Annotated in this window: 16 protein-coding genes; 5 read left to right on the top strand and 11 right to left on the bottom strand. The window is 74.8% G+C overall.

All coding sequences use genetic code 11. The annotated features are described in order from the left end of the window. Nucleotides 1-2: 2 nt before the first annotated feature. Both AB0O11_RS02800 and AB0O11_RS02795 read right to left on the bottom strand, forming a co-directional pair. A complete protein-coding gene (locus tag AB0O11_RS02800) occupies nt 3-2,369 on the bottom strand; it encodes a DUF5682 family protein (RefSeq protein ID WP_363381031.1) in 2,367 nt (788 codons plus the stop codon). Next, nucleotides 2,366-3,448 carry an AAA family ATPase gene (locus AB0O11_RS02795; RefSeq protein WP_363381029.1) on the bottom strand — a complete coding sequence of 361 codons (1,083 nt, stop codon included), beginning with the start codon at nt 3,446-3,448 and terminating at the stop codon, nt 2,366-2,368. The genes AB0O11_RS02800 and AB0O11_RS02795 overlap by 4 nt, the downstream gene beginning before the upstream one ends. 189 nt (nt 3,449-3,637) lie before the next feature. On the opposite strand from AB0O11_RS02795, the gene AB0O11_RS02790 reads away from it, so the two are divergent. Both AB0O11_RS02790 and AB0O11_RS02785 read left to right on the top strand, forming a co-directional pair. Then, entirely contained in the window at nt 3,638-4,930 is a 1,293-nt protein-coding gene (locus AB0O11_RS02790) for an SWIM zinc finger family protein (RefSeq protein WP_363381027.1), read from the top strand. Between the two features lie 232 nt (nt 4,931-5,162). Beyond that, a complete protein-coding gene (locus tag AB0O11_RS02785; RefSeq protein ID WP_363381025.1) occupies nt 5,163-6,752 on the top strand; it encodes a DUF5691 domain-containing protein in 1,590 nt (529 codons plus the stop codon). A 93-nt stretch (nt 6,753-6,845) separates the two neighbouring features. On the opposite strand, the gene AB0O11_RS02780 is transcribed toward AB0O11_RS02785, so the two are convergent. Then, entirely contained in the window at nt 6,846-7,250 is a 405-nt protein-coding gene (locus AB0O11_RS02780; RefSeq protein ID WP_224285525.1) for a cobalamin B12-binding domain-containing protein, read from the bottom strand. 319 nt (nt 7,251-7,569) lie between these two features. On the opposite strand from AB0O11_RS02780, the gene AB0O11_RS02775 reads away from it, so the two are divergent. Next, the gene (locus AB0O11_RS02775; RefSeq protein ID WP_363381022.1) at nt 7,570-8,376 is read left to right on the top strand and encodes a peptidoglycan DD-metalloendopeptidase family protein; all 807 of its coding nucleotides are present in this window, start codon (nt 7,570-7,572) and stop codon (nt 8,374-8,376) included. A 4-nt stretch (nt 8,377-8,380) separates the two neighbouring features. Here the strand turns inward: AB0O11_RS02775 and pcrA are convergent, their stop codons facing one another. The 3 genes from pcrA to AB0O11_RS02760 all read right to left on the bottom strand — a co-directional run bounded on the left by pcrA (nt 8,381) and on the right by AB0O11_RS02760 (nt 13,205). Next, on the bottom strand, nt 8,381-10,990 hold the full coding sequence (pcrA, locus tag AB0O11_RS02770; RefSeq protein ID WP_363381020.1) for a DNA helicase PcrA: 2,610 nt from the start codon (nt 10,988-10,990) through the stop codon (nt 8,381-8,383). A 111-nt stretch (nt 10,991-11,101) separates the two neighbouring features. Continuing rightward, on the bottom strand, nt 11,102-11,779 hold the full coding sequence (locus AB0O11_RS02765; protein WP_355255707.1) for a response regulator transcription factor: 678 nt from the start codon (nt 11,777-11,779) through the stop codon (nt 11,102-11,104). Next, a complete protein-coding gene (locus tag AB0O11_RS02760; RefSeq protein ID WP_363381265.1) occupies nt 11,772-13,205 on the bottom strand; it encodes a PspC domain-containing protein in 1,434 nt (477 codons plus the stop codon). The genes AB0O11_RS02765 and AB0O11_RS02760 overlap by 8 nt, the downstream gene beginning before the upstream one ends. Nucleotides 13,206-13,369: 164 nt before the next feature. Here AB0O11_RS02760 and AB0O11_RS02755 point away from each other — a divergent pair, with 164 nt between their 5' ends. Then, a complete protein-coding gene (locus AB0O11_RS02755; protein ID WP_363381019.1) occupies nt 13,370-14,845 on the top strand; it encodes a PspC domain-containing protein in 1,476 nt (491 codons plus the stop codon). Next, nucleotides 14,842-15,051, top strand: coding sequence for a hypothetical protein (locus AB0O11_RS02750; protein WP_355255701.1), 210 nt, complete (start codon nt 14,842-14,844; stop codon nt 15,049-15,051). Before AB0O11_RS02755 ends, AB0O11_RS02750 begins: the two co-directional genes overlap by 4 nt. 34 nt (nt 15,052-15,085) lie before the next feature. On the opposite strand, the gene AB0O11_RS02745 is transcribed toward AB0O11_RS02750, so the two are convergent. The 5 genes from AB0O11_RS02745 to AB0O11_RS02725 form a co-directional block, all read right to left on the bottom strand. Next, nucleotides 15,086-16,135, bottom strand: a complete 1,050-nt coding sequence (locus AB0O11_RS02745; RefSeq protein ID WP_363381016.1) for a Rieske 2Fe-2S domain-containing protein — start codon at nt 16,133-16,135, stop codon at nt 15,086-15,088. Between the two features lie 209 nt (nt 16,136-16,344). Further along, on the bottom strand, nt 16,345-17,940 hold the full coding sequence (gene guaA, locus AB0O11_RS02740) for a glutamine-hydrolyzing GMP synthase (RefSeq protein ID WP_363381014.1): 1,596 nt from the start codon (nt 17,938-17,940) through the stop codon (nt 16,345-16,347). A gap of 1,011 nt (nt 17,941-18,951) precedes the next feature. Next, on the bottom strand, nt 18,952-20,889 hold the full coding sequence (locus AB0O11_RS02735) for a hypothetical protein (RefSeq protein WP_363381012.1): 1,938 nt from the start codon (nt 20,887-20,889) through the stop codon (nt 18,952-18,954). Between the two features lie 121 nt (nt 20,890-21,010). Continuing rightward, nucleotides 21,011-22,816, bottom strand: coding sequence for a GMC family oxidoreductase (locus tag AB0O11_RS02730; protein WP_363381011.1), 1,806 nt, complete (start codon nt 22,814-22,816; stop codon nt 21,011-21,013). Nucleotides 22,817-22,906: 90 nt separating this feature from the next. Beyond that, on the bottom strand, nt 22,907-24,538 hold the full coding sequence (locus tag AB0O11_RS02725) for a succinic semialdehyde dehydrogenase (RefSeq protein ID WP_363381010.1): 1,632 nt from the start codon (nt 24,536-24,538) through the stop codon (nt 22,907-22,909). Between the last annotated feature and the right edge of the window lie 77 nt (nt 24,539-24,615).

Here is a 24,615-nt window from a genome sequence, read left to right as displayed (position 1 = left end):
TGTCAGGTGTCGGGGCCGGCGGCCTGCCGGGGGATCTTCGGTCGTACGCCTAGCAGCAGGGCCACCACGGGGACGGCAGCGTCGGCGCGGGTCCGGTCCAGCTCGCCGGCCGCGGCCTGCGCGGCCGGGGGCTCGCCGAGGGGGCCGGCTGCGACCCGGCCGCCGATGGTGGTGCGCACGCCCGCCTCCAGTCCGGCGAAGGTGCGGCGCAGCAGCGGCAGGACGTCGGTGAAGACCTCGCCGCTCACCCCCGTCAGCCACTCGTCCAGCAGGGCGAGCAGCCGCGGGTCGTGCAGCAGCAGGGCGCCGCCGCCGGTCAGGAAGCCCTCGACCCAACCGGCCGCGTCCGCCGGGGCGTTGGCGACGGAGAGCACCAGCCGGAGCCGTCGCCCGGCCTCCTCGGAGTCGAGCCGGCCGTCGTCCAGCAGCAGCCGCACGGCCCGGCCGCGCAGCAGCCCGGGGGCGCCGGTGGCCGGTCCGCCGGCCGGCTCGCGGCGGGCCAGCGAGCGCAGGGCGGCGGCCCAGCGATCGGCCAGGCCTGCCAGGCCGTCGGGGTCCGGCGCGGGGCCGGCCGGGGTGTCGGCCGGGGTGTCGGTGCCGGCGGTCAGCAGGCCGATCGCGCCGTGCACCTCGTCGAGGCGGCCGCGCATCGCCGCCGCGCTCTCCGCGTCCAGGCCGACGCAGGCGGGCGGCATCCCGACGCAGATCCGCTCGGCCAGGCCCGAGGCCGCCTCGGCGAGCGCGCCGTGGTCGGTGCCGCGCACGTCCCCGTAGCGCAGCGCGCGGACCAGTGCGGGCAGCGCGCCCGCGAGGTGCGCGACGTCGGCGTCCAGGGCCGCGCAGTCGGCGAGCACCCGCATCACGGCGGGCAGTGCGCCGGACAGCCCGGCCAGCAGGCAGGTCTCCACCAGGCCGGTCAGCTCGGCGAGCTCCTCGGCGGCGCGGGCGGTGCCGACGGCCTTGTTGACCGCCGCCTCCTCGACCGTGGTGCCCCACTGGGCGGCCTCGGCGATCCGGACCGCGAACTCGGGCTGCCAGCACAGCCGCCAGCTCTCCCGGAACGTCCCGGTCGAGTTCACCGAGGAGCGCGCGGGCACGCCCCAGTCCACGCCCAGCAGCCGCAGCCGGTGCAGCAGCCGGGAGCGGGCCGCGTCGGTCTCCTTGCGCAGGTCGAGGTCGACGTCCTTCGGCGCGGCCTCGGGCTTGAGCCGCAGCGAGCGCTGCAACCGGGTCAGGTCGCGCTGGAGCGGCACCGCCGGAGCGGTGTCCGGGACCTCGCCGAGCGCGTCGCCGACCACCAGGCGGTCCCGGACCAGCTCCAGGGCGACGTCCGAGCCCTCGCAGAGCACCGCGCGCACGGCGTCCAGGGTCTCGGTCAGCCCGGCGAGCGGGCGGCCGCGCAGCACGGCCAGCGTCTCGGCGAGCCGGACCGCCTCGATCACGTGCGCGGAGGAGACCGGGTGGTCCTCGGCGCGCAGCAGGTCGGCGGCCCGGGTGAGCCAGCGCGGCACCGGGTCCCCGTCGGTGGTGAACAGGTGGTGGTACCAGCCGGGCGACTGCACGCCCGCGCCGTAGCCGGTGGCCTGGGAGAGCCGGCGGTGCGTCCACGGCACCCAGGTGATGTCCGTCCGCACCTTCTTCGGCAGCCCGGCGAGCAGCGCCCGGTCGTGGGCGACGGTGGGCATCCGCTCCAGCGCGGGGACGTGGAAGGCCCCGCAGACCACGGCGATCCGCTGGTGCCCGGCGCGGCGGGCGGCGCGGATCTGCTGGCGCATGTACGCCTCGCGCAGCAGGTCCCGGCGGGATCCGCCGAGGCCCTCGGCGCGCAGCGTGCCCATCGCCTCGGCGACGGCGGCGAACGGCGCCAGCGCGTCGCCGCCGGGCGCGCGGTGCTCGACCACGTCCTCCCACCAGCGCTCCGCGTCGTCGTGCCCGGCCGCCTCGGCGAGCAGCGCCAGCGGGTCGGCGGCCGGCTCGGCGCCGTCCTCCTCGGAGCCGCCCTCCTCGGCCGCCGTCTCCGGGGCCGCGTCCTCCCCCGGGGCCGGCGCGAAGCCGTACCCGGCGGGCAGGTCGATGAAGCGGACCGGCAGGTCGTGCTCCACGGCGTGCCGGATCGCCACCCACTCCGGGGAGAACTCGGCGTACGGCCAGAAGGCGGCCTTCGCCGGGTCGTCCACCGCGTGGGCGAGCAGGGCCACCGGCGGGACCAGGTCCTTCTCGGCGGCCAGGTGGACGATCCCGTCGGCCTCGGGCGGGCCCTCGATCAGCACCGCGTCCGGCCGCCACTGCGCCAGCGCGGCGGCCACCGCCCGGGCCGAGCCGGGGCCGTGGTGGCGGATGCCCAGCAGGGCGACCTCGGAGGTTGTCATACCGCCACCTCGCGGGCGGCGCGGTAGAAGTCCTTCCAGCCGTCGCGCTCGCGCACCACCCCTTCGACGTACTCGCGCCAGACCGCCTGGTCCGCCACCGGGTCGCGGACGACGGCGCCGAGGATCCCGGCCGTCACGTCCCCGGCGCGCAGCACGCCGTCGCCGAAGTGGGTGGCCAGGGCGAGTCCGTTGGTCACCACCGAGATCGCCTCGGCGGTGGAGAGGGTGCCGCTCGGGGTCTTGACCTTCGTCCGGCCGTCCACCGTGATCCCGGCCCGCAGCTCGCGGAAGACGGTGACCACGCGCCTGATCTCCTCGGCGCCGCCGGGCAGTTCGGGCAGTTCCAGGGAGCGGCCGAGCTGGTTGACCCGGCGGGTGACGATGTCGACCTCCTCGTCCAGCGAGCCCGGCAGCGGCAGCACCACGGTGTTGAAGCGGCGGCGCAGTGCGCTGGACAGCTCGTTGACGCCGCGGTCGCGGTCGTTGGCGGTGGCGATCACGTTGAAGCCGCGCACCGCCTGCGTCTCGGCGCCCAGCTCCGGGATCGGGAGCGTCTTCTCGGACAGGATGGTGATCAGACTGTCCTGTACGTCGGCCGGGATGCGGGTGAGCTCCTCGACCCGGGCGATCTTCCCGTCGGCCATCGCCCGCATCAGCGGCGAGGGCACCAGGGCGTCCCGGCTGGGCCCGTGGGTGAGCAGCTGGGCGTAGTTCCAGCCGTACCGGACGGCCTCCTCCGGGGTGCCGGCGGTGCCCTGCACCAGCATCGTGGAGTCGCCGCTGATCGCCGCGGCCAGGTGCTCGGACACCCAGGTCTTCGCGGTGCCCGGCACGCCGAGCAGCAGCAGCGCGCGATCCGTCGCCAGGGTCGTCACGGCGACCTCGACGACCCGGCGCGGACCGATGTACTTGGGGGTGATCCGGGTGCCGTCGGGCAGTTCGCCACCGAGCAGGTACGTCGCCACGGCCCACGGCGAGAGCTTCCAGCGCTCGGGGCGCGGACGGTCGTCCTGCGCGGCCAGCGCGGCCAGTTCACCGGCGAAGGCGTCCTCGGCGTGCTGCCGCAGAACGTCGGTCATGGGGGCTCCTTCAGGTCGGCCGCCGGGCACACGGGTGCCCTGGGCGGCAGGGTGATCGGGGGGAGCCAGGTCGGCGTCCCGGCCTGTGGGAACCACCCTGCACCGGACCACTGACACCGGCCGCCGACCCGGCGGGGGCTGCGGACGGACCGTCAGCCGCTGTCAGTGCCGCCGCCTACGGTCGGTCGCATGGAGGAACGCTGGAGCACCGAACACGTCCTGTCCCTGGCACCTGACGCCGCCTCGCAGAAGGCGGCGGGCAAGCTCTCCTCGCCCGCGCCGTGGTCCGGCACCGGCACCGACGGCACCGCGCTCTGGGGCGAGTGCAAGGGCAGCGGCCGCACGCCGTACCGCACCGCGATCGAACTCGCCACGCCCGCCTACCAGTGCAGCTGCCCCAGCCGGAAGTTCCCGTGCAAGCACGCGCTCGGGCTCCTCCTGCTGTGGAGCGGATCCCCGGAGGCCGTCCCGGCCGGCGAACCCGCCGACTGGGTGGCCGAGTGGCTCAAGTCCCGCCAGGAGCGCGCGGAGAAGCGCGTCGAGAAGCAGGCCGACCCGGAGGCCGCCCGCCGCCGGGCCGCCCAGCGCGGCGCCCGGGTCGCGGCCGGCGCGGCCGAGCTGCGGCTGCGGCTGGCCGACCGGATCCGGCACGGCCTGGCCGACCAGTCCACCGCCGGCCCCTGGGAGGAGGTCGCCGCCCGGATGGTCGACGCGCAGGCCCCCGGCCTGGCCACCCGGGTCCGTGAGCTGGACGCGCTGCCGCAGGAGCGACTGCTGGAGGAGTACGCGATGCTGCACCTGCTGGCCACCGCCGCCACCCGGACGGACGAGCTCCCGGCCGAGCTGGCCGCCACCGTCCGCACCCGGGTCGGCTACCCCGCGGACACCAGCAAGGCGGGCCCCACCGTCCGCGACCGCTGGCTGGTGCTCGGCACCCGCGACACCACGGACGAGCGGCTCACCACCCGCCGGGTCTGGCTGCGCGGCGCCAAGACCGGCCGCCCGGCCGTGCTGCTGTCCTTCGGCCACCAGGGCCAGGCCCCCGCCCTCGCCCTGCCCACCGGCCGCCTGGTGGAGGCCGACCTCGCCTACTTCCCCGCCGCCCACCCGCTGCGCGCCACCCTCGGCGAGCGCTACGGCGCCCCCGAGCCGGGCCCCGCCGACCCGCCGGCCGGGCTCACCGTCGCCGAGGCGGTGGCCGGCTACGGCACCGCCGTCGCCGACGACCCGTGGCTGGAGAGCCGGCCGACCGTACTCGGCGACGTCGTCCCGGTCCGCACTCCGGACGGCTGGTTCCTGACGGACGGCCACCACACCGTGCCGGTCCGCACCTCGGCCGTCCCGGAGGCCGCGCTGTGGCGGCTGGCCGCGGTCTCCACCGGCCGCCCGCTGACGGTCTTCGGCGAGTACGGCCACCAGGGCTTCGCCCCGGTCACGGCCTGGGCCGCAGGCCGGCACCCGGTCGGCCTCACCAACGCCTAGGGCGTCTCTTGTGGATCCCCGCCGGGCCCGTGACGCCGCGGCACGCACCTCGCCGCGTCGTCGCCGGTCACCCATGGCCCCCGGCCCGGCGGCCGGGAGGTGCCCCCACCGCAGTGACTCCGCCCCCAGCCTCCGGCCCGGGAGGCACCCCACCTCCGCCTCGCGATGCACGCACCCTGACGCCGCGGCCCGATCCGCCGAAACCCACACGACACGCCCAGGAGAACTCGGCATGACGATCACCCAGGACCCGTGGGAGACCCTGCACACCAGCGCCCTGCTCGGCACCGACCGCCGCCCGCTCCCGGCCACCGCCCTGCCGCTCGCCGACGCCGTGGACCGGAGCGATCCGGCCACCGCGCTGCTGGAGCTGGCCGCGCTGGCCGCCGTCCGCCGCCGGGCCGGCGCGCTGCCCGTACCGGCCGCCGAGCCGCCCGGCCCGCCCGCGGCCGAGGACACCCGCCCGGAGCTGCCCGAACCGGCCGCCCGCCGACTGGCCGTCCTGCTCTCGGGGAGGACCGGCGGCAGCAGCAGCGGCACCCTGGCCAACCTGGCCGAGCTGCTGCCGCAGTGGCTCGGCACCGCCCGGGCCCGGGGCCTGCGCCCGCCCGCCGCCCTGGTACCCGGCCTGCTCGACGCCGCCCGCGCCCGCAGCGAACTGCGCGCCGACGCCGCGGCGTTGGCCGGTCCGCTGGGCCGCTGGCTGGCCGAGCAGAACCCCGACTGGCGGTTCGTGCTGCGCACCACCACCCCCGAGGTGCCGCAACAGCCCACGGACGACCGGCTCTGGCACGAGGGCCTGTTCGCCGAGCGGGTCACCCATCTCACGCTGCTGCGCCGCCGCGATCCCGCGGCCGGCCTGGAACTGCTGCGCGGCACCTGGTCCACCGAGCGCGCCGAGGACCGCCTGCTCTTCCTGGACGCCCTCCAGGACGGCCTCTCCCCCGCCGACGAGCCGTTCCTGGAGGCCGCCCTCGGCGACCGCAGCAAGAACGTCCGGGCCACCGCCGCCGAACTGCTCTCCACCCTGCCCGGCTCCGCGCTGGCCCGCCGGATGGCCGAGCGGGCGCGGGCCGCCGTCCGGCTCGCCGGCACCGGCACCCACCTGCTGGTCACCCCGCCCGCCGAGTGCGACGCGCAGATGCAGCGCGACGGGATCGCACCCAAGTCGCCCACCGGGCGCGGCGAACGGGCCTGGTGGTTCGGCGAGGTGGTGGCCGCCGCACCGCTGTCGGTCTGGCCGAAGAGCACCGGGCTGACTCCCGAGCAGCTGCTCGCCCTGCGGGTCGGCGACAGCATCGACGAGACCAGCAGCAGCTGGGCCGACGACCTGCGGGAGGCCTGGGCCCGGGCCGCCGTCCGCCAGCAGGACGCCGACTGGGCCCGGGCGCTGCTCGGTCCGGCCCCCGTCCCGCCCGGCCGCGGTACGCGGGCCCGGACTCCGCGCGCCACCGGCGCCCCGGCCAAGCTGCTGGCCGTCCTGCCGCCCGAGGAGCGGGTCGCCTGGACGGCCGCGTTCATCGAGGTGCACGGGCTGGGCGAGGCCTTCCAGCTGCTCGGCGCCTGCACCACCCCGTGGACGCCGCCGCTGTCCACCGCCGTGGTGACCGCCCTGGCCCGGGCGGCGGCCTCCGGTGCGTACCCGTGGAGCCACAGCGGGGTGCTCGGGATGACGGAGCGCGCGCTCGCCCCGGAGACGGCCGCCGCGGTGGAGGAGCTGGCCGCCGGGGCCGCCCCGGACTCCGCCTGGTCCGAGACCTTCACCCGACTGGCCGGCACCCTGCGCTTCCGGGCGGCGATGCTCGCGGAACTGGCGGGCTGACGCGGGGCTCCCGCGCCCCGGAACGAAGGAACAGGCCGGGACGACGGAGCGGGCCGGCCCCGGGAAGGACCGGCCCGCTCGACGCTCCGTGGCTCAGCCGGCCCGCAGGTTCGACTCGACCCAGGCGACCACGTCCCGGGTCGGCGTGCCCGGGGTGAAGATGTCCGCGACGCCCATCGCCTTGAGCTCGGCGATGTCCTCGTCCGGGATGATCCCCCCGCAGAAGACCTTGATGTCCTCGGCGTCGCGCTCCTTCAGCAGCTCCAGCACCCGCGCGCACAGCGTCATGTGGGCGCCGGAGAGGATCGACAGCCCGATGCCGTCCGCGTCCTCCTGGATCGCGGTGTCGACGACCTGCTCGGGCGTCTGGTGCAGGCCGGTGTAGATGACCTCCATACCGGCGTCGCGCAGGGCGCGCGCGATGACCTTGGCACCACGGTCGTGACCGTCGAGCCCGGGCTTGGCGACCACCACACGGATCGGCCCCGACACACTCATGACTGCCTCCTGGACCTCGTCGTCCACCATCCGACCGGACCTCGTGGGCCGCCGGCGCGGTTAACGGTCAATAACAACCTGAGGGGAGGTTAGCGCCACCGGACGCGGTTGACCGTGCCGCCTCCGAAGAGGAGGGCAAAGTCACAGCTCCGGGCCTTGCTACCAGCGGGTATCCCCTCCTCCCCGCAACCTCCGCACAGACCCCCGGCCGCCCCCTTGACATCCGCGGGTTTTTCCGGGGCATCGGCGATCGGGCTACAGTCACGGCTGATTTCCCTCGACCGACGACGTCCGAGGCCCACCGAGGAGGCAGCCCCCGATGGCTCCCGATGCAGCCGCCCGCCCGACCCGTGCGGAGCTGCGCCACGCGGCCCGCGAGCAGTCCCGTGCCCAGCGCCGCGGCGCCGCCAAGGCGGCCACCCGGACGGCGCTGCTGCGGGTCGCGCTGCCGTCGGTGGCCGCGCTCGGGGTGGCCGCGGCGGCGGCGATCACGGTGCAGGGGGAGGCCGACCAGCAGCGCACCCAGGCCTCCGGGCAGGTGCCGCAGGCCGCAGCGGAGGACACCGCGACCACGCAGGCGGCGGCCGCCCAGGCGATCGCGGCCGGCGCCCCGGCCCAGGCCTCGCGCGGCGACGCCCGCAAGCCGCTGGCGGGCGCCCAGCCCGCCGAGGCCCCTGCCGGGGCCCCCACCGCGCAGCCCACCGCCGAGCCGACACCCGAACCGGTCAAGCCCAAGGTGGCCATGCCGGTCGCCCGGCACGGCCTCGGCGAACTGTTCGGCGAGGCCGGCACCCACTGGGCCAACCGGCACACCGGCATCGACTTCCCGGTGGACGGCGGCTCCGAGGTCTACGCCGTGACCGACGGCACCCTTCGGACCCAGTGGAACCCGTTCTACGGCTACATGACGATCATCAAGATGCCCGACGGCACCGAGGCCTGGTACTGCCACCTGCGGGCGTACAAGGTGCGCAAGGGCCCGGTGAAGCAGGGCGACGTGATCGCCTTCGTCGGCAGCAGCGGCAACAGCACCGGCCCGCACCTGCACTTCGAGATCCGGCCGCCGGGCAGCGGGCCGATCGACCCGCTGCCCTGGTTCCTCTCGAACGGGCTGGACCCGCGCTAGCGGATCAGAGCTTCTCCACCGGCGCGTAGCGCAGCAGCAGCTGCTTGCGCCCGTCGGTGCCGAAGTCGACGGTGGCCTGGGCACGGTCGCCGACGCCCGTGACGGCCACCACCGTGCCCAGCCCGAAGCTGTCGTGGGTGACCCGGTCGCCGACCGCCAGCGAGACGGCCTCGCGCTCCACCACCTGGCCGCCGCGCCGCGCCGACTGCCCCCAGCCGGCCTTCGGCGAAGCCGACGAGGAGGAGCGCGAACTCCCGCCCCCGGACGAGGACTTGCCCCAGGACGAGCCCGAGGAGTAGCCGCGCTGGACCGGCGCCTGGGCCGCCCCGGTGCGCTTCCACTCCACCAGCGTCTCCGGGATCTCCTCCAGGAACCGCGAGGCCGGGTTGTACGCCGGCTGCCCCCAGGCGCTGCGCAGCACCGAGCGGGTCAGGTACAGCCGCTCGCGGGCCCGGGTGAGCCCGACGTAGGCGAGCCGGCGCTCCTCCTCCAGCTCCTTGACCTGGTTGAGCGCCCGCATGTGCGGGAAGATCCCGTCCTCCATGCCGGTCAGGAAGACCACCGGGAACTCCAGGCCCTTGGCGGTGTGCAGGGTCATCATCGTGATGACGCCCTGCCCGTCCTCGTCCTCATCGGGGATCTGATCGGAGTCGGCGACCAGCGCGACCCGCTCCAGGAAGTCGGCCAGCGAGCCGACCGGCGGCGTGCCCTCCTCCCCGGCGTCCGGCCGCTCGCCCGGGTCCTGCTCGTACTCCAGCGCGACGGAGGCGAGCTCCTGGAGGTTCTCCACCCGGGTCTCGTCCTGCGGGTCGGTGGAGGCCTGGAGCTCGGCCAGGTAGCCGGTCTCCTCCAGGACGGCCTCCAGCACTGCCGCCGGGCCCGCGCCCGACTCGACCACCTGGCGCAGCCCGGCCATCAGGGTGTTGAACTTCCTGACGGCGTTGGCCGAGCGCGCGGCCATCCCGTACGCCTCGTCGACCCGCAGCAGCGCCTGGGCGAAGGAGATCCGCTCCCGCGCGGCCAGCGCGTCGACCATCGCCTCGGCCCGCTCGCCGATGCCGCGCTTGGGCACGTTGAGGATCCGGCGCAGCGGCACGGTGTCCTCCGGGTTGGAGAGCACCCGCAGGTACGCCAGGACGTCCCGGACCTCCTTGCGCTCGTAGAAGCGCACCCCGCCGACCACCTTGTACGGCAGACCGACCCGGATGAACACCTCCTCGAACACGCGGGACTGGGCGTTGGTCCGGTAGAAGATCGCGACGTCGCCCGGCTTGGCCTCGCCCTTGTCGGTGAGCCGGTCGATCTCGTCGGCGATGAACTGGGCCTCGCCGTGCTCGTCGTCCGCGACGTAGCCGATCACCTTCTCGCCGTGCTCGCCGGCCGTCCACAGCTTCTTCTCGCGGCGGTTGGCGTTGCGCTCGATGACGGCGTTGGCGGCGCTCAGGATCGTCTGGGTGGAGCGGTAGTTCTGCTCCAGCAGGATCGTGGTCGCGTTCGGGTAGTCCTCCTCGAACTGGAGGATGTTGCGGATGGTCGCGCCGCGGAAGGCGTAGATCGACTGGTCCGCGTCACCGACCACGCACAGCTCGGCCGGCGGCACCTCGGCCAGGCGCCCGGCCGCCGGGTTCACGAGCTCGCCGTCCACGGTCCGCCTGGGGGCGTCGGCCACCGAGCCGCCGGTCAGCTCGCGCACCAGCGTGTACTGGGCGTGGTTGGTGTCCTGGTACTCGTCGACCAGGATGTGCCGGAACCGGCGCCGGTAGTGCTCGGCGACGTCGGGGAAGGCCTGCAGCAGGTTCACCGTCGTCATGATGATGTCGTCGAAGTCCAGCGCGTTGGCCTCGCGCAGGCGCCGCTGGTAGAGCGCGTACGCCTCGGCGAGCTTCTTCTCCATCGGGTTGACGGCCTGGTCGGCGAAGGTCTCCTCGTCGATCAGCTCGTTCTTGAGGTTGCTGATCTTCGCCGTGAAGGACTTCGGCGGGAACTGCTTCGGGTCCAGGTCGAGGTCGCGGCAGACCAGCGACATCAGCCGCTGCGAGTCGGCCGAGTCGTAGATCGAGAAGCTGGAGGTGAAGCCCAGCTGCTTGGACTCGCGGCGCAGGATGCGCACGCAGGCGCTGTGGAAGGTGGAGACCCACATCGCCCGGGCGCGCGGGCCGACCAGCGCCTCGACGCGCTCGCGCATCTCGCCGGCCGCCTTGTTGGTGAAGGTGATCGCCAGGATCTCCCCCGGCTGCACCCCGCGGGCGCCCAGCAGGTGGGCGATCCGGTGGGTCAGCACCCGGGTCTTGCCCGAGCCGGCGCCGGCCACGATCAGCAGCGGCGAGCCGGCGTGCAGCACCGCCTCGCGCTGCGGGTCGTTCATCCCCTCCAGCAGCTGCGCCGGGTCCACCACCGTACGCGCGGCGCCGTTGCGGTACCAGGCGTCCCGCTCCGCCTCGGCGGCATGGTCGGTCCGGAACAGCCCGTCCGGGATGGCCTCCTCGTACGCGTCGTACGGGACGTCGTCCTCGAACGGCGGGGGCTCCTCGTCGATGGGCGCGTCGGGCTGCTTCGACCCGGCGGCGGGTGCCTCGAAACCGGGGAGCGGAAGGTCGTCAAAGAGGCTACTCATGGCACATCGAGTCTATGGCCACTCACCGACAAGCCCGCCCGCCCCGGAGAATCCGAGCGGACGGGCTCGTCGGCGTCAGTGCGATGGAACCACGGTCCGGAACCGGGGTTGTCAGACCAGGCGGCGGGCGGTGGCCCAGCGGGTCAGCTCGTGGCGGTTGCTCAGCTGGAGCTTGCGCAGGACGGCGGAGACGTGGCTCTCGACCGTCTTCACCGAGATGAAGAGCTGCTTGGCGATCTCCTTGTAGGCGTAACCGCGGGCGATCAGCCGCAGGACCTCGCGCTCGCGCTGGGTGAGCCGGTCCAGGTCCTCGTCCACCGGCGGGGTGTCGGTGGCGGCGAAGGCGTCCAGCACGAAGCCGGCCAGCCGGGGCGAGAACACCGCGTCGCCGTCGGCGATCCGGAAGACCGCGTTCACCAGGTCGGTGCCGGTGATGGTCTTGGTGACGTAGCCGCGCGCGCCCCCGCGGATGACGCCGATGACGTCCTCGGCGGCGTCCGACACCGACAGCGCCAGGAACTTCACCCCTCCCTGCTCGCCCATCACCCCGACCGAGCGGCGCAGCACCTCGACGCCGCCGCCGCCCGGCAGGTGGACGTCGAGCAGCACCACGTCCGGCCTGGTCTCGGCGACCACGCGGACCGCCGAGTCCACGTCGTCGGCCTCGCCGACCACGTCGATGCCGGTCACCTCGGTGCGGCCGATCTCGGCCCTGACCCCCGTCCGGAACATCCGGTGGTCGTCCACCAGCACGACCCGCGCCGTGCGCTCCGGAGCTGCCTCAGTCATCCGTTCTCTCCATCTCCAGCTCGACCTCGGTGCCGCCGCCCGCCGCCGGCCGCACCCGAGCGGTGCCGCCGTTGCGCTTCATCCGGCCGATGATCGACTCCCGTACGCCCATCCGGTCCTCGGGCACCGTGTCGGGGTCGAAGCCGGGGCCGTGGTCGCGGACGAACACCGACACCGTCCTCCCCTCCACCTCGGCGTAGACCTGGACCGGTCCCCCGCCACCGTACTTGGCCGCGTTGACGGTCGCCTCCCTCGCGGCCTGCATCTGTGCCGCGATCCTCTCGTCCATCGGGCAGTCGCCGACGATCACCAGCTCGACCTGGACGCCGTGCCGGTCCTCGACCTCGGCGACGGCGGCCCGCAGGGTCTCCGCCATGGTGTCCGGCGCGGCCTCGGCGGCGGCCTCCGGGCGGTACAGCCACAGCCGCAGCTCGCGCTCCTGCGAGCGGGCCAGCCGCAGCACCTCCTTGGGGTCCTCGGCCCGGCGCTGGATCAGGGTCAGGGTGTGCAGCACGGAGTCGTGGATGTGCGCGGCGATCTCGGCCCGCTCCTGGGCACGGATGCGGGCGGTGCGCTCGGCCCCGAGGTCCTGCCAGAGCCGCAGGCCGTACGGGCCGAGCAGCACCAGCACGCCGGCCAGCACCGCGAGCGAGGCCTCGATCACCGAGCCGAGCGTGGAGCCGCTGCCCTGCATGGCGAGCAGCGCGATGGTGCCGGCCACCGCGAGCAGTACGCCCGCGCCGACCCGGGTGTAGGCGCCGCGCCGCTTCTCGCCCTCCTCGATGCCGAACCAGCGCTGCCAGCGCGAGTCGTCGGCCTGCCGCCAGACCAGCGCCACGCCGACGCCGATCGCCAGCAGCGGCCAGGTGTACGGCTTGGCGGTCTGCAAGCCGAGCACGTTGAGCAGGGCGATCAGGCCGATCACCGTCATCACCAGGGCGGCGAGCTGGCCGAGGCCGCCCTGCCCGCCCTTGCCGGCCGGCGCGGCCTCCTCGCCCTCCGCGGGGGCGGCCACCGGCTCGCCCTGCAGGGTGTGCTGGAGCAGCTGGCGCATCCGGCCCACCCAGCCGCCGGCCTGGCCGCCCTTGCTCAGCAGGCCGCCCTGCATCCCGGGCGACGCCGGGACGAACACCCCGTTGAGGTACACCCACTGGGCTCCGCCGCGCTGCGAGGGCTCGCCGATGCCGATCGGCACCACGAACCAGAACGCGGCGTACAGCAGCGCGCCGATCCCCTGCGCGAAGAACAGCACGACGAAGGCGAGCCGCACCCATCGCACCGGCAGCCCGAGGTGCACCGCCAGGCCGTGCGCGACCCCGCCCAGCATCCGTCCCTGCGGACTGCGGTAGAGCCGCCGGTAGGGCGGCCTCCCGCCGTCGGGCGCGCTCGGGTCGGCGCCGGCCGACGACGCGGTGTCGGGGGCGATGGATCGGGGATCGGTACCGGGGGCTGCCACGCCACCGATGGTTCCACGCGGGCAGCCACGGACGCATCAGGGTGTGTCCCCATCCCGTATCAGGGACAAGTCAGGGTAGGAGCAGGGGTCGCCCCGGTTGGGCCGGCCCGTCCTCTGCCGGAAGGATGGTGCCCATGACCGAGGACCCCCGCATCGAGGAGGCCGGGCCCGCCGCCCAGCCGGAACCGGACCGCCCGCCACTGACCCGGGCCGAGCACCACCGCGTGGTGGCCGGCGTCTGCGGCGGCCTCGGGCGGCACCTGGACATCGACCCGGTGGTCTTCCGGATCGTCACGGTGGTGCTCTGCCTCTCCGGCGGCCTCGGGCTGTTCCTGTACGGCCTGGCCTGGCTGATCGTCCCGACCGACGACGAGGCCAAGGGCCGCGGCGGGCGCACCGAACTCCAGCGGGTGCTCACCGGGCGGGTGGACGGCCAGTCGGTCGGCGCGGTGCTGCTGACCGTGATCGGCACCGGGGTGTTCTTCTCCTCGATGGGCGACGGGGACCAGATCTTCCCGCTGCTGCTGCTCGCCGCCCTGGTCTTCCTGGCGGTGCGCTACGACCCGGAGCGCCGCCGGGACCACGGGCGCGAGCGCCGCGGCGGCGGCCCGTACGACCGCCACTTCCCCGAGCCCGAGGGCCCTGTGGTCACCGGCGGCGCCGGGGCCTACCAGTGGCCGCGGCCTGAGCAGGACGAGTCGGCCCGGACCGAGCCCGCCGCCGCCCGGGCCGCCGGGAAGGTCCCCGCCGACAGCCCGGCCCCGGGCGCCGGCGGCTACCTGTGGGACCCGCGCCACCCCGAGCGCAACCCGTACGGGGGCGCCACCTCGGCCACCCCGACCCCGCCGTTCGGCACCCCGACCCCGCCGTTCGGCACCCCGGTGCCGCCGGCCGGCGGCCCGGCCCAGCCCTGGTGGCAGCGTGCCGACCTGCCGGAGGGCGACCCGCTGCGCAAGGAGCGTGCGAAGCGCGGCCCCGAGCCTGCCGTCGTACGGCACCCCCGGGAGCGCTCGGCGCTCGGCTTCTTCGGCTTCCTGCTGGCGGTCGGCGCGGGTGCCGCGGTCTGGGCCGTCTCCTCCGACCACCACAACCCCACCGTGCTGAGCGCGACGGTGGTGGCCACCGCGCTGCTGGTGGTGGGCCTGACGCTGCTGGTCGGCGCGAAGTTCGGCCGGGCCCGCCGGCTGGCGGTGACCGGTCTGCTGCTCACCCTGGCGCTGGCCTTCGTCGGCCACTCGCCGGACTCCATGCGCAACGCGGTGGGCGAGCGCGACTGGACCGTCGCCTCGGCGGCCGACCTGCACGACCGGTACAACCTGGGCGCCGGGCAGATCAGGCTGGACCTGTCCGCGGTCGACCCGGCCGGGGCCACCCTCGCCACCAAGGTCGACCTCGGCACCGGCGACATGACCGTCACCGTGCCGGACGACGTCACGGTGAACCTGGTGACCCGGGTCGGCCTGGGCAACGTCACCGTCCCCGGTGAGCGCAACGACAGCACCGGGCGGCACAACTACCTGATCGGCCCTGCCGGCGGGCAGCCGGCCAAGGGCACCCTCAATCTCGAACTCGGAATCGGGCTCGGCAACATCAAGGTGGTCCAGCAGTGAGGAAGCACCGGCTCGACCTGTTCTCGCTGATCGCGGGCGCGCTGTTCACCGTGATCGCCGTGCTCTACCTGGTCGCGGCGGTCAACGACCAGTCGGTGAACGGGCGGATCGTCATCCCGGTCACCTTCATCGTGCTCGGCGTCGGCGGCCTGGCCGGCGCGGTCGCGGCGGTGGCCCGGCGCGGCCGGCCCGACCGCGAGGAGTGACCGCGCGGAGAGGCCCCTGGCCGGCCCCGGGTCCTCAGGTCTGCTGCGGGCCCAGGGTCAGCTGGTCCCCGTCCTTGCTGACGGCGTACCTGGGCAGCGGCTTGACCGCCGGCCCGTTGATCACCGCACCGGTCGCGGCGTCGAACCGGGAGCCGTGGCAGGGGCAGTACAGCCGGCCGTCCTTCGGCGCGTCCACGGCGCAGCCGGTGTGGGTGCACACCGCGGAGAAGGCGCAGTACTGGCCGGCCTTGGGCTGCACGATGTAGACGGCGTCACCGGTGACCGGGTCCTTGACCTGGGCCGAGCCGCCGACCGGCACGCTCGCGGCGGGCACCGCGGGGCCCGGCGCCGGGGCAGCGGAGACCGGAGCGGCAGAGACCGGAGCGGCGGAGACCGGGGCTGCCGGCTGCTCGGCGGCGGCGGACCTGCCCCGGCCGAAGGTCCGGGTCAGCGAGCCGGTGAGCAGCCCGGCCCCGCCGATCGCGACGGCCGCGATCCCCCCGTCCACCAGGGCCCGGCGCTTGACGTGGTCCTCGCCCAGCCCGCGCGTGCGGTCCCGCTCGGCCCGGCGGGCCAGGTAGCCGTCCACCGACAGGTACGGCGTGCCGGCCAGCAGCAGCGGGGTCCAGGCCATCAGGTAGGCCAGGTCGTTGCCGAGGTAGTACGGCGCGACGCTCCAGCTGATGGTCAGCCACAGGCTGAGGTTGAGCAGCGCGCCGCCGAGCGCGGCGACCCGGCCCCAGAGGCCGAGCAGGGTGCCGAGGCCGATCGCCAGCTCGCCGAAGGCGAGGGCGAGCGCGAACAGGGTCGGGTGGTCGAGGGCAGGGCCGAGCAGGAAGGAGATCGGGCTGCCGCCCGCCTTGGCGGCCTGGGTCTGCGAGACGAAGGAGGCCGGGTCGCCCGCCCCGCCCAGGAAGTGGGCGTCGGAGAGCTTGTCGAGGGCTGCGTAGACGAAGGTGACGCCGAGGAAGAGCCGCAGCGGCAGCAGCGCGTACGTCGACGCGAGCGCCCCCCATCGCGCTGCCCGGTCGGCCGGGCCGACCGCTCCCCCACCGGCCGGCACCGAGTTGCTGGCCTCCGACATCCCTCACACCTTCCCTCGCCGCCTGCCACTGCCTGACAGGTCCGGTCCGCATTCTGCCCGCTCCCGGCCGCTTTCGGTGGGAGGACCTCCCGGAGGGCGGCGCCCGCACCACGAACGGCCGCGCCGTCGTTCCCCTGCTGGAGGGAACGACGGCGCGGCCGTTCAGGCATCGGCCTCGGGACGGGAACGCGCCCCGGCCGGTGGGAGTGCTACTCCCACTCGATGGTGCCCGGCGGCTTGCTGGTGACGTCGACGACGACGCGGTTCACGTCGCGGACCTCGTTGGTGATCCGGGTGGAGATCTTCGCCAGCACGTCGTACGGCAGGCGCGACCAGTCGGCGGTCATGGCGTCCTCGGACGAGACCGGGCGCAGCACGATCGGGTGGCCGTAGGTGCGGCCGTCACCCTGCACGCCCACGCTGCGGACGTCGGCGAGCAGCACGACCGGGCACTGCCAGATCTCGCGGTCCAGGCCGGCCGCGGTCAGCTCCTCGCGGGCGATCGCGTCGGCGTCGCGGAGCAGGTCCAGGCGATCCTTGGTGACCTCGCCGACGATCCGGATGCCCAGGCCCGGGCCCGGGAACGGCTGGCGCTGGACGATCTCCTCCGGCAGGCCCAGCTCCTGGCCGACCATCCGGACCTCGTCCTTGAACAGCTTGCGCAGCGGCTCGACCAGCTGGAACTGGAGGTCCTCGGGCAGGCCGCCGACGTTGTGGTGGGACTTGATGTTGGCGGTGCCGGTGCCGCCGCCGGACTCCACCACGTCCGGGTACAGGGTGCCCTGGACCAGGAAGTCGACCGACTCGCCGTGCTCGCCGGCCTCGGCGATGATCTCGGCCTGGGCCTGCTCGAAGACCCGGATGAACTCACGGCCGATGATCTTGCGCTTCTCCTCGGGGTCGGTGACCCCCTTCAGCGCGTTCAGGAAGCGCTCGGAAGCGTCGACCACCTTCAGCTGGACGCCGGTGGCGGCCACGAAGTCCTTCTCGACCTGCTCGGTCTCGCCCTTGCGCATCAGGCCGTGGTCGACGTAGACGCAGGTCAGCCGGTCGCCGATGGCCTTGTTGACCAGGGCGGCCGCGACCGCGGAGTCCACGCCGCCGGACAGGCCGCAGATCGCGCGCTTGTCGCCGACCTGCTCGCGGATCAGGGCGATCTGCTCCTCGACCACGCTGCCGGTGGTCCAGGTCGGGGCGATGCCGGCGCCGCGGTAGAGGAAGTGCTCCAGGACCTGCTGGCCGTGGTCGGAGTGCAGCACCTCGGGGTGGTACTGGACGCCGTACAGCCGGGCCTCGTCGTTCTCGAAGGCCGCGACCGGGACCAGGTCGGTGGAGGCGGTGACGACGAAGCCCTCCGGGGCGGCGGAGCAGGCGTCGCCGTGCGACATCCACACCGAGTGCTGCGCCGGGACGCCCTCGAACAGGGTGGAGCCGGTGCGGGAGACGGTCAGCGGGGTGCGGCCGTACTCGCGGGCGCCGTTGTTGTCGACGGTGCCGCCGAGCGTCTTGGCCATCAGCTGGAAGCCGTAGCACATGCCGAAGACCGGGACACCGGCCTCGAAGATCGCGCGGTCGATCTGCGGCGCGCCCTCTTCGTAGACCGACGACGGGCCACCGGAGAGGATGATCGCCTTGGGGTTCTTGGCGAGCATCTCGGCGACCGGCATGCTGCTCGGCACGATCTCGCTGTAGACCCGCGCCTCACGCACCCGACGGGCGATGAGCTGGGCGTACTGGGCGCCGAAGTCGACCACCAGGACGGGGTCGTTGTCCGGCGCGGACTGGACGGGAATTGCAGAGGACACAGACGGCCTTCCGGCAGCGGTATCGAGGTGTCACGCGTGGCCGCCTCCCGGGTGGGGGCAGCGGCGGCGGACGGTGTGGGGTGTCTGGACTCCGATTCTACCGGGCTGTCCGGTTTCACTCGTCTGCCCGTCCAATGGACCGTGACCGGGCGGGGCGGCGGTTCGTTGCTTCTGACGAACGTACGGCCGCGCCGCGTCCGCCAGACGCGCCGCCCGTCCCCGCGGGGGCACCGCCGTACGGCAGCAGGACCACGCGTGGAGCTCCATCCCAGTCCACCGGCGCACGTGGTGCCGCCGCCCGGCCCGCCGGGCGCACGGCTCCGTGGGACCGTGCGCGGGTGCCGCGGCCGGCCAGCAGGGGACAGCGACCCCGGCCGCGACTGGGCCGAGAGGTGGGACGGCCGGAGTCCGGGGACGCCCGGGACCGGCCGTCGCACCCCCGGTCCGACCCGGTGCACGCCCGGCGCACGCCCCCGAACAACCCGCGCCGCTACGCGCGTCCCCGTGCGCCGCAACCACCAGAACCACTACGCACCGTGATCATCGATGGCGGCCCCGGCGGGAAATGCTCTCTGCCCAACTGTGCCGAACCGGTTGCAGAGCGAGCCCTTTGTCCAGCACGATGCTCGTTGTAAGCGGTTCTCCCGGCGCCTCGCGGCTCACCGAGGAGGCCCGTGCCGTGTTCTCCGCAGCCGCGCCGCAGGGAGGTGGCAAGCGGTTTTCAGTTCACGCTCCGTGAGCACGGGACCAGCGCACACCTGCGCGCCGACCCGCCGCACACGAGCGTGCGCGCCCCGCGCGGCCGGCCACCCACGCCGGAGCCGCACGGCGCACCCCGAAGCCAACCGACACGACGGCGCTCCTCCCCCGGCGCCGTCACCCCAGCACCGGCGCGGCCCTGACGCCGAGTGCTGACCGACAAAGGGCCCCGTTCCCCCGCGGGGCCCTTTGCCCTTTCCCGCCCCTTCCCGCCACGCCGCCGCATGCCCCCGTACGTCCGTGGCCGCGGACTCAGGGGTGCTTGCGCCAGACGCTCGGGTCGACCGGCTCCTCGGCCGGGGGCGGCGGCACCGCGCCCGGTACCGGTGTCCCGCCGGCCGGGGCGGGCGACGCCTCGTGCGAGGCGAGCACCTCGCTCACCCCGCCCCCGGAGGCGAACGGCGCGTCCTGCGGCGCGGCGGCCTGCGGCGGCACGCCGTACCCCGGAGCCCCCTGCCCCTGGCCGGCCGGCACCGGGCCGTCCTGAGCCGGGACGCCGTGCGGCGGCGTCGCGTACGGCACCGCCGGCGGGTACGGCGCGGCGCCCGGGGCCGGAGCGAACGGGGACTCGGCGTACGGCACGGCGCCGCTCGGCGCGCCCGCGCCCCGCCCACGGACGGCCGCCAGCAACGGCGGCACCAGCAGCGCGCCGGCCAGCGCCCAGACCGCGTTGGCCACCAGCACGCTCAGGAACACCAGCCCGACCGACTCCTCCTGGGAGAACTCCATCCGCCCCGAGCCGACCCAGCCCGAGGTGAACATGGTCCGCTTCAGCAGCGCGCCGGACACGGTCATCAGCAGGGTGGACGCCCCGGCGTGCACGGCCGCCAGGCGCAGCCGGTCGGCCGCGTCCAGCCCGCGCCGGAACGCCGCCCAGCCCAGCAGGACCGCCGAGGCGAGCGCGAGCAGACCGGCCCAGCGCCAGTCGCCGGTCAGGTCGTGCAGGTCGAAGAAGGAGAAGCCGGCCTCGGCGCTGCGATCGCCCCAGGAACCGTCACTGCGGGAGTCCTCGCCGCCGGACAGGCCGGAGTGCGTCCGGAAGGTCGCGCCCGAGCCGAAGCCGAGCAGGTTGAGGCCGAGGTTGGGCAGGAAGGCCAGCGAGATCCCGGTCTGCGCACCGCTCTCGCTGTTGGCCGCGACCAGCACGAAGGCCGTCACCGAGGACAGCCCCACCGAGACCGCCAGCGCCTGCCCGGCGGCCAGCGCGGACACCGCCCAGCCGCGCACCGCGCGGCTGCGCCAGGCGGCCCAGCGCAGCGCGTCGGTGCCGTAGACGACGAAGGTCAGCAGGGCGGCCGCCACTGCGGTCCAGGCGACCGCCTCCAGCCAGCCGGACTCCGCGGTGATCAGCGGTTGGCCGAGCTTCTGGCCGCCGGAGCCGAAGTAGTCGGGTTTCACGGCGCTGCCCGCGGGGTGCCAGTCCGTGCTGCCGACCAGCCCGAGCAGCCCGCTCACCGCCGCGAGGACCAGGGCGGTGCGGATCGCCTCACCGGCGGCCTGGCCCCGGGTGAGCTGGCCCTCCACCGCCTTGCGCCGGCGCAGCCCGGCCCGCAGGCCGAGCCAGAGCGCCAGGCACCACAGCACGGTGACGGTCATCGGCAGCACCCGGAGGGCGATCTCCAGCCGGTCGGTCCGGCCCTGGCCCAGCTGGCTCTGGTACCCGAGCCGGAACGGTGCGCCGAGCGCGTTCAGGGCCATCGACAGTGTCGAGCCGAAGCGCTCGCCGAAGCCGGCCGACTGGAACCGGTACTCGTACTGGTAGTCGCTCGGGATCGCCGCGATCAGCGCGGCGGCCAGCAGGACGAGGGTCGGCGCGACGGCCGCCTTGACCGCCGGACGCCAGTCCGCCGCGGTCAGCAGGCGCTGGAAGGTCGACGGCTTGTCGTACGACTGCCCTGCGCCCCAACTGCCGAGGGCGGGCGGGGACGCGGTGGCCGGTCCGTACCCGGGCGGCGGCCCGTATCCCGGCTGCGGTTCGTACCCGGGCGGCGGGACGGCGGGCGGCGGGACGGACGGAGCCGCACCCGGCGGGACGGCGGGCGGCGGGACGGCGGGCGGCGGGACAGACGGAGCCGCACCCGGTGGGAGCGGCGGGACGGCGGGCGGCGGGGGCGCGAACGGCCGCCCGCACGACCCGCAGGCGGGTGACCCCTCCTCCGAAGTCGCCCCGCACGCTGTGCAGTTGGCCATGGCCCGCGTCCCCCCCCGCTCGACGAGTCCCTGGCCGCCCCAGGGAGCCCGTTTATCCCATCGGATCCGAACGGATGTCAACCGGGAACCGGGGCAGGCGGATTGGCCCGCCCGGCCGGGTTCAACCGCGCTTCTTCGGGACCTCCGGGACGGGCAGCAGCGGCAGCCGCAGCGCGCCGAACGCGCCCTCGGGCACGGCCGGCCGCACCGGTGCCACCGCCGCCACCCGCCGGTACTCCTCGCCCTGGGCCGGGCGCGGGTCCGCCTCGCCCTTGTTCGGCCACATCGACATGGCGCGCTCGGCCTGTGCGGTGATGGTGAGCGAGGGGTTGACGCCGAGGTTGGCGGAGACGGCCGAACCGTCCACCACGCTGATCCCGGGGTAGCCGTACAGCCGGTGGTACGGGTCCACCACGCCGGTCTCGGGGGCGTCGCCGATCGGGCAGCCGCCCAGGAAGTGCGCCGTCATCGGAATGTCGAAGATCTCCCCGACGGTGCTGCCCGGGAAGCCGTTGATCTCGGCGGCCAGCGCCTGGGCGCCCCGCTCGGCGGCCGGGATCCAGGTCGGGTTGGGCTCGCCGTGGCCCTGGGTGGAGGTGAGCCGGGCCTTGCCGAGCGGGCCCTTCTTCAGCGAGACGGTGATCGAGTTGTCCAGCGACTGCATCACCAGGCCGATGATCGTCTTCTCGGACCAGCGGCGCTGGTTCATCGAGCGGGCGAAGGTCACCGGGTGGAGCGCCGAGTTGCCCAGGTAGCGCAGCCAACGCGGGATCGTTCCACCGCCCCTGACCTGGGCGATGGACAGCGCGCCCATCGCGTTGGAGCCCTTGCCGTAGCGGACCGGCTCGATGTGGGTGTTGGCGTCCGGGTGGATCGAGGAGGTGATCGCCACGCCCTTGGTGAAGTCCGCCTTGGTGCCGTAGCGCCGGTCGGTGGTCTGCGCGCCCACCAGGGCCTCGGAGTTGGTGCGGGTCAGCTCGCCCAGGCGGTCCGAGATCCGGGGCAGGTGGCCGCCGTCCCGCATCCGGTGCAGCAGCGACTGGGTGCCGTAGGTGCCGGCCGCGACGACCACCCGGGCCGCGGTGATGGTCCGCGCGCCCGCCTTCACCCGGTCGGTCTTCGAGCGCGCGTCGGTGCGGCGCACGTCCACGGCGTAGCCGCGATTCCCGTCGGCCCCGCCGATCTCCCGGATCCGCGCCACCGTGGTGAGCGGGTGGATCTCCGCGCCGCCCCGCTCGGCCAGGTGGAGGTAGTTCTCGGTGAGCATGTTCTTGGCGCCGTGCCGGCAGCCGGTCATGCACTCGCCGCACTCCACGCAGGCCTTGCGCGCCGGGCCGGCGCCGCCGAAGTACGGGTCGGCCACCTCGCCCCCGGGCGCCGCCTTGGCACTGCCGTCGGTGTCCTCGCCGTCGCCGAAGAAGACCCCGACCGGCGCCATGTGGAAGGTGTCGCCGACTCCCATCTGCTCGGCGGCCGCCTTCAGGTGGACGTCGGAGGGGGTGAGGGTCGGGTTGAGCCGGACCCCGAGCATCCGCTGCGCCTGGTCGTAGAACGGCGCCAGCTCCTGCTGCCAGTCGGTGATGTGGCGCCACTGGCGGTCCTCGAAGAAGGCCTTCGGCGGCACGTACAGGGTGTTGGCGTAGTTCAGCGAGCCGCCGCCGACCCCGGCGCCGGCCAGGATCAGCACGTTGGCCAGCAGGTGGATGCGCTGGATGCCGTACAGCCCGAGCTGCGGCGCCCACAGGTAGTTCGGCAGGTCCCAGGAGTTCCTGGGCAGTTCGTCCCGGTCGAAGCGCCGGCCGGCCTCCAGGACGGCGACCCGGTAGCCCTTCTCGGTCAGCCGCAGGGCCGCGACCGATCCGCCGAAGCCGGACCCGACCACCACCACGTCGTAGTCGAACTCCGCCGCACCGCCGGACTGCACCATCTGCCACCGCTCCTTCGCCGGGTCAACCTGCCTGTGGGTACCGCGAGCCGGGCCCCGCCGGAAGTGCGGGGCCCGGTGTGCCGCCGAGGCCTACTTGAAGCGCAGCGCCTTGAGCGCCCGCAGCCCGCCGGTCATCACGGCGGCGAACTGCTTGTCGTCCAGGCCGAACGAGGGCGCGATCGGCAGCAGCCGCTGGGTCGCGATGGTCTGCGCCTCGGTGAAGCGCAGGATGCCCTCGGCGCCGTGCCGGCGGCCCAGCCCGGAGTCGCCCATGCCGCCCATCGGCGAGCCGACCGAGCCGTACGCGGCGGCGTAGGCCTCGTTGACGTTCACCGTGCCGGTGCGCAGCCGGGCCGCGACCGCCCGGCTGCGCCGCAGGTCCCTGGTCCAGACACTGGAGTTCAGGCCGTACGGCGTGGAGTTGGCGGCGGCCACCGCCTCCTCGTCGGTGTCGAAGCGGTAGAGGGAGACGACCGGGCCGAAGGTCTCCTCGGCGCAGACCGCCATGTCCGGGGTCACGCCGTCGAGGATGGTCGGCTCGAAGAAGAACGGGCCGAGGTCCGGCCGGGCGCGCCCGCCGGCCACCACGGTGGCACCCGCCTTGACCGCCTCGTCCACGTGCCGGGTGGTGGTCTCCAGCTGGCGGACGGAGACCAGCGAGCCCATGTCCGCGCCGTACGCGAGGCCCCCGCCGAGGCGCAGCGCCCGGGTGCGGGCGGCGAAGCGCTCCAGGAACTCGTCGGCCACCGAGCGGTGCACCAGCAGCCGCTCGATCGAGATGCACAGCTGCCCGGCGGAGGAGAAGCAGGCCCGTACGGCGCCCGCGGCGGCCGCGTCGAGGTCGGCGTCGGCGAGCACCAGCATGGCGTTCTTGCCGCCGAGTTCGAGCGAGGCGCCGACCAGCCGGGCGGCGGCGCGCTGGGCGACGTCACGGCCGGTCCGGGTGGAGCCGGTGAACGAGACGTAGTCGGCGTGCTCCACCACGGCGGGGCCGATCACCGGGCCGTCGCCGATCACGACCTGCCACAGGTCGGCCGGCAGCCCGGCCTCGACCAGCAGCTCGCGGGCCCACAGGGCGGTCAGCGCAGTCTGGGTGTCGGGCTTGTTGACCACCGCGTTGCCGGCCGCGAAGGCGGGCAGGGCGTCACCGATGGACAGCTCCAGCGGGTAGTTCCACGGCGAGATGTGGCCGATCACGCCCTTGGGGCGGCGGGCCTCGACGGCGTGGGTGAGCACCGGCAGCGCGCCACCGCGCCGCTTGTCCTTGAGGTACCCGTGCGCGGCCCGCCCGTAGTGCCGGGCGGCCATGGCGACGGCCAGCACCTCCTCGAAGGCGTGCAGCCGGGCCTTGCCGGTCTCCGCCTGGATGAGGTCCAGCACCTCGTCCTGCCGCCTGAGCAGCAGGTCGTGGAAGCGCAGCAGGACCGCGGCCCGGCGGCGCACCGGCAGCGCGGCCCAGGCCGCCTGGGCGCGGCGGGCCAGCTGGAAGGCGACCTCGACGTCGGCCGGGGTGGACTGCGGCAGGCTGGCCAGCCGTTCGCCGGTCAGCGGGGCGACGGTCTCCACCAGGTCGGGCTCGCCGGTGGCGGTGACGCCGGCGGCCAGCCTGGCGACCAGGGACGGCGGGACGGCCGCGGCGACCGTACGGCCGCCACCGGGGGCCGCCGGATTGCCGGCGCCGGGGTGTTCGGTGGCCACTGCATCTGCTGTGAGGTCCGACATACGCGCAGCCTAGGCGTTCGGCGGCCGGTCCGGTACCCGCCGGTAACAAGAATCTGCCGCAGTCGGGTGAAAGCGGG

Source organism: Kitasatospora sp. NPDC093102 (assembly GCF_040683915.1).
Lineage (GTDB): Bacteria > Actinomycetota > Actinomycetes > Streptomycetales > Streptomycetaceae > Kitasatospora.
The sequence above is the reverse complement of the archived record's forward strand: the minus strand, read 5'-3'. Positions and strand labels throughout refer to the sequence as shown.

What these genes read in the sequence shown, in the direction of transcription:
- AB0O11_RS02800 (WP_363381031.1), bottom strand. Translation starts at nt 2,369, where the DNA reads ATGACAACCTCCGAGGTCGCCCTGCTGGGCATCCGCCACCACGGCCCC.
- AB0O11_RS02795 (WP_363381029.1), bottom strand. Translation starts at nt 3,448, where the DNA reads ATGACCGACGTTCTGCGGCAGCACGCCGAGGACGCCTTCGCCGGTGAA.
- AB0O11_RS02790 (WP_363381027.1), top strand. Translation starts at nt 3,638, where the DNA reads ATGGAGGAACGCTGGAGCACCGAACACGTCCTGTCCCTGGCACCTGAC.
- AB0O11_RS02785 (WP_363381025.1), top strand. Translation starts at nt 5,163, where the DNA reads ATGACGATCACCCAGGACCCGTGGGAGACCCTGCACACCAGCGCCCTG.
- AB0O11_RS02780 (WP_224285525.1), bottom strand. Translation starts at nt 7,250, where the DNA reads ATGAGTGTGTCGGGGCCGATCCGTGTGGTGGTCGCCAAGCCCGGGCTC.
- AB0O11_RS02775 (WP_363381022.1), top strand. Translation starts at nt 7,570, where the DNA reads ATGGCTCCCGATGCAGCCGCCCGCCCGACCCGTGCGGAGCTGCGCCAC.
- pcrA (WP_363381020.1), bottom strand. Translation starts at nt 10,990, where the DNA reads ATGAGTAGCCTCTTTGACGACCTTCCGCTCCCCGGTTTCGAGGCACCC.
- AB0O11_RS02765 (WP_355255707.1), bottom strand. Translation starts at nt 11,779, where the DNA reads ATGACTGAGGCAGCTCCGGAGCGCACGGCGCGGGTCGTGCTGGTGGAC.
- AB0O11_RS02755 (WP_363381019.1), top strand. Translation starts at nt 13,370, where the DNA reads ATGACCGAGGACCCCCGCATCGAGGAGGCCGGGCCCGCCGCCCAGCCG.
- AB0O11_RS02745 (WP_363381016.1), bottom strand. Translation starts at nt 16,135, where the DNA reads ATGTCGGAGGCCAGCAACTCGGTGCCGGCCGGTGGGGGAGCGGTCGGC.
- AB0O11_RS02735 (WP_363381012.1), bottom strand. Translation starts at nt 20,889, where the DNA reads ATGGCCAACTGCACAGCGTGCGGGGCGACTTCGGAGGAGGGGTCACCC.
- AB0O11_RS02730 (WP_363381011.1), bottom strand. Translation starts at nt 22,816, where the DNA reads ATGGTGCAGTCCGGCGGTGCGGCGGAGTTCGACTACGACGTGGTGGTG.
- AB0O11_RS02725 (WP_363381010.1), bottom strand. Translation starts at nt 24,538, where the DNA reads ATGTCGGACCTCACAGCAGATGCAGTGGCCACCGAACACCCCGGCGCC.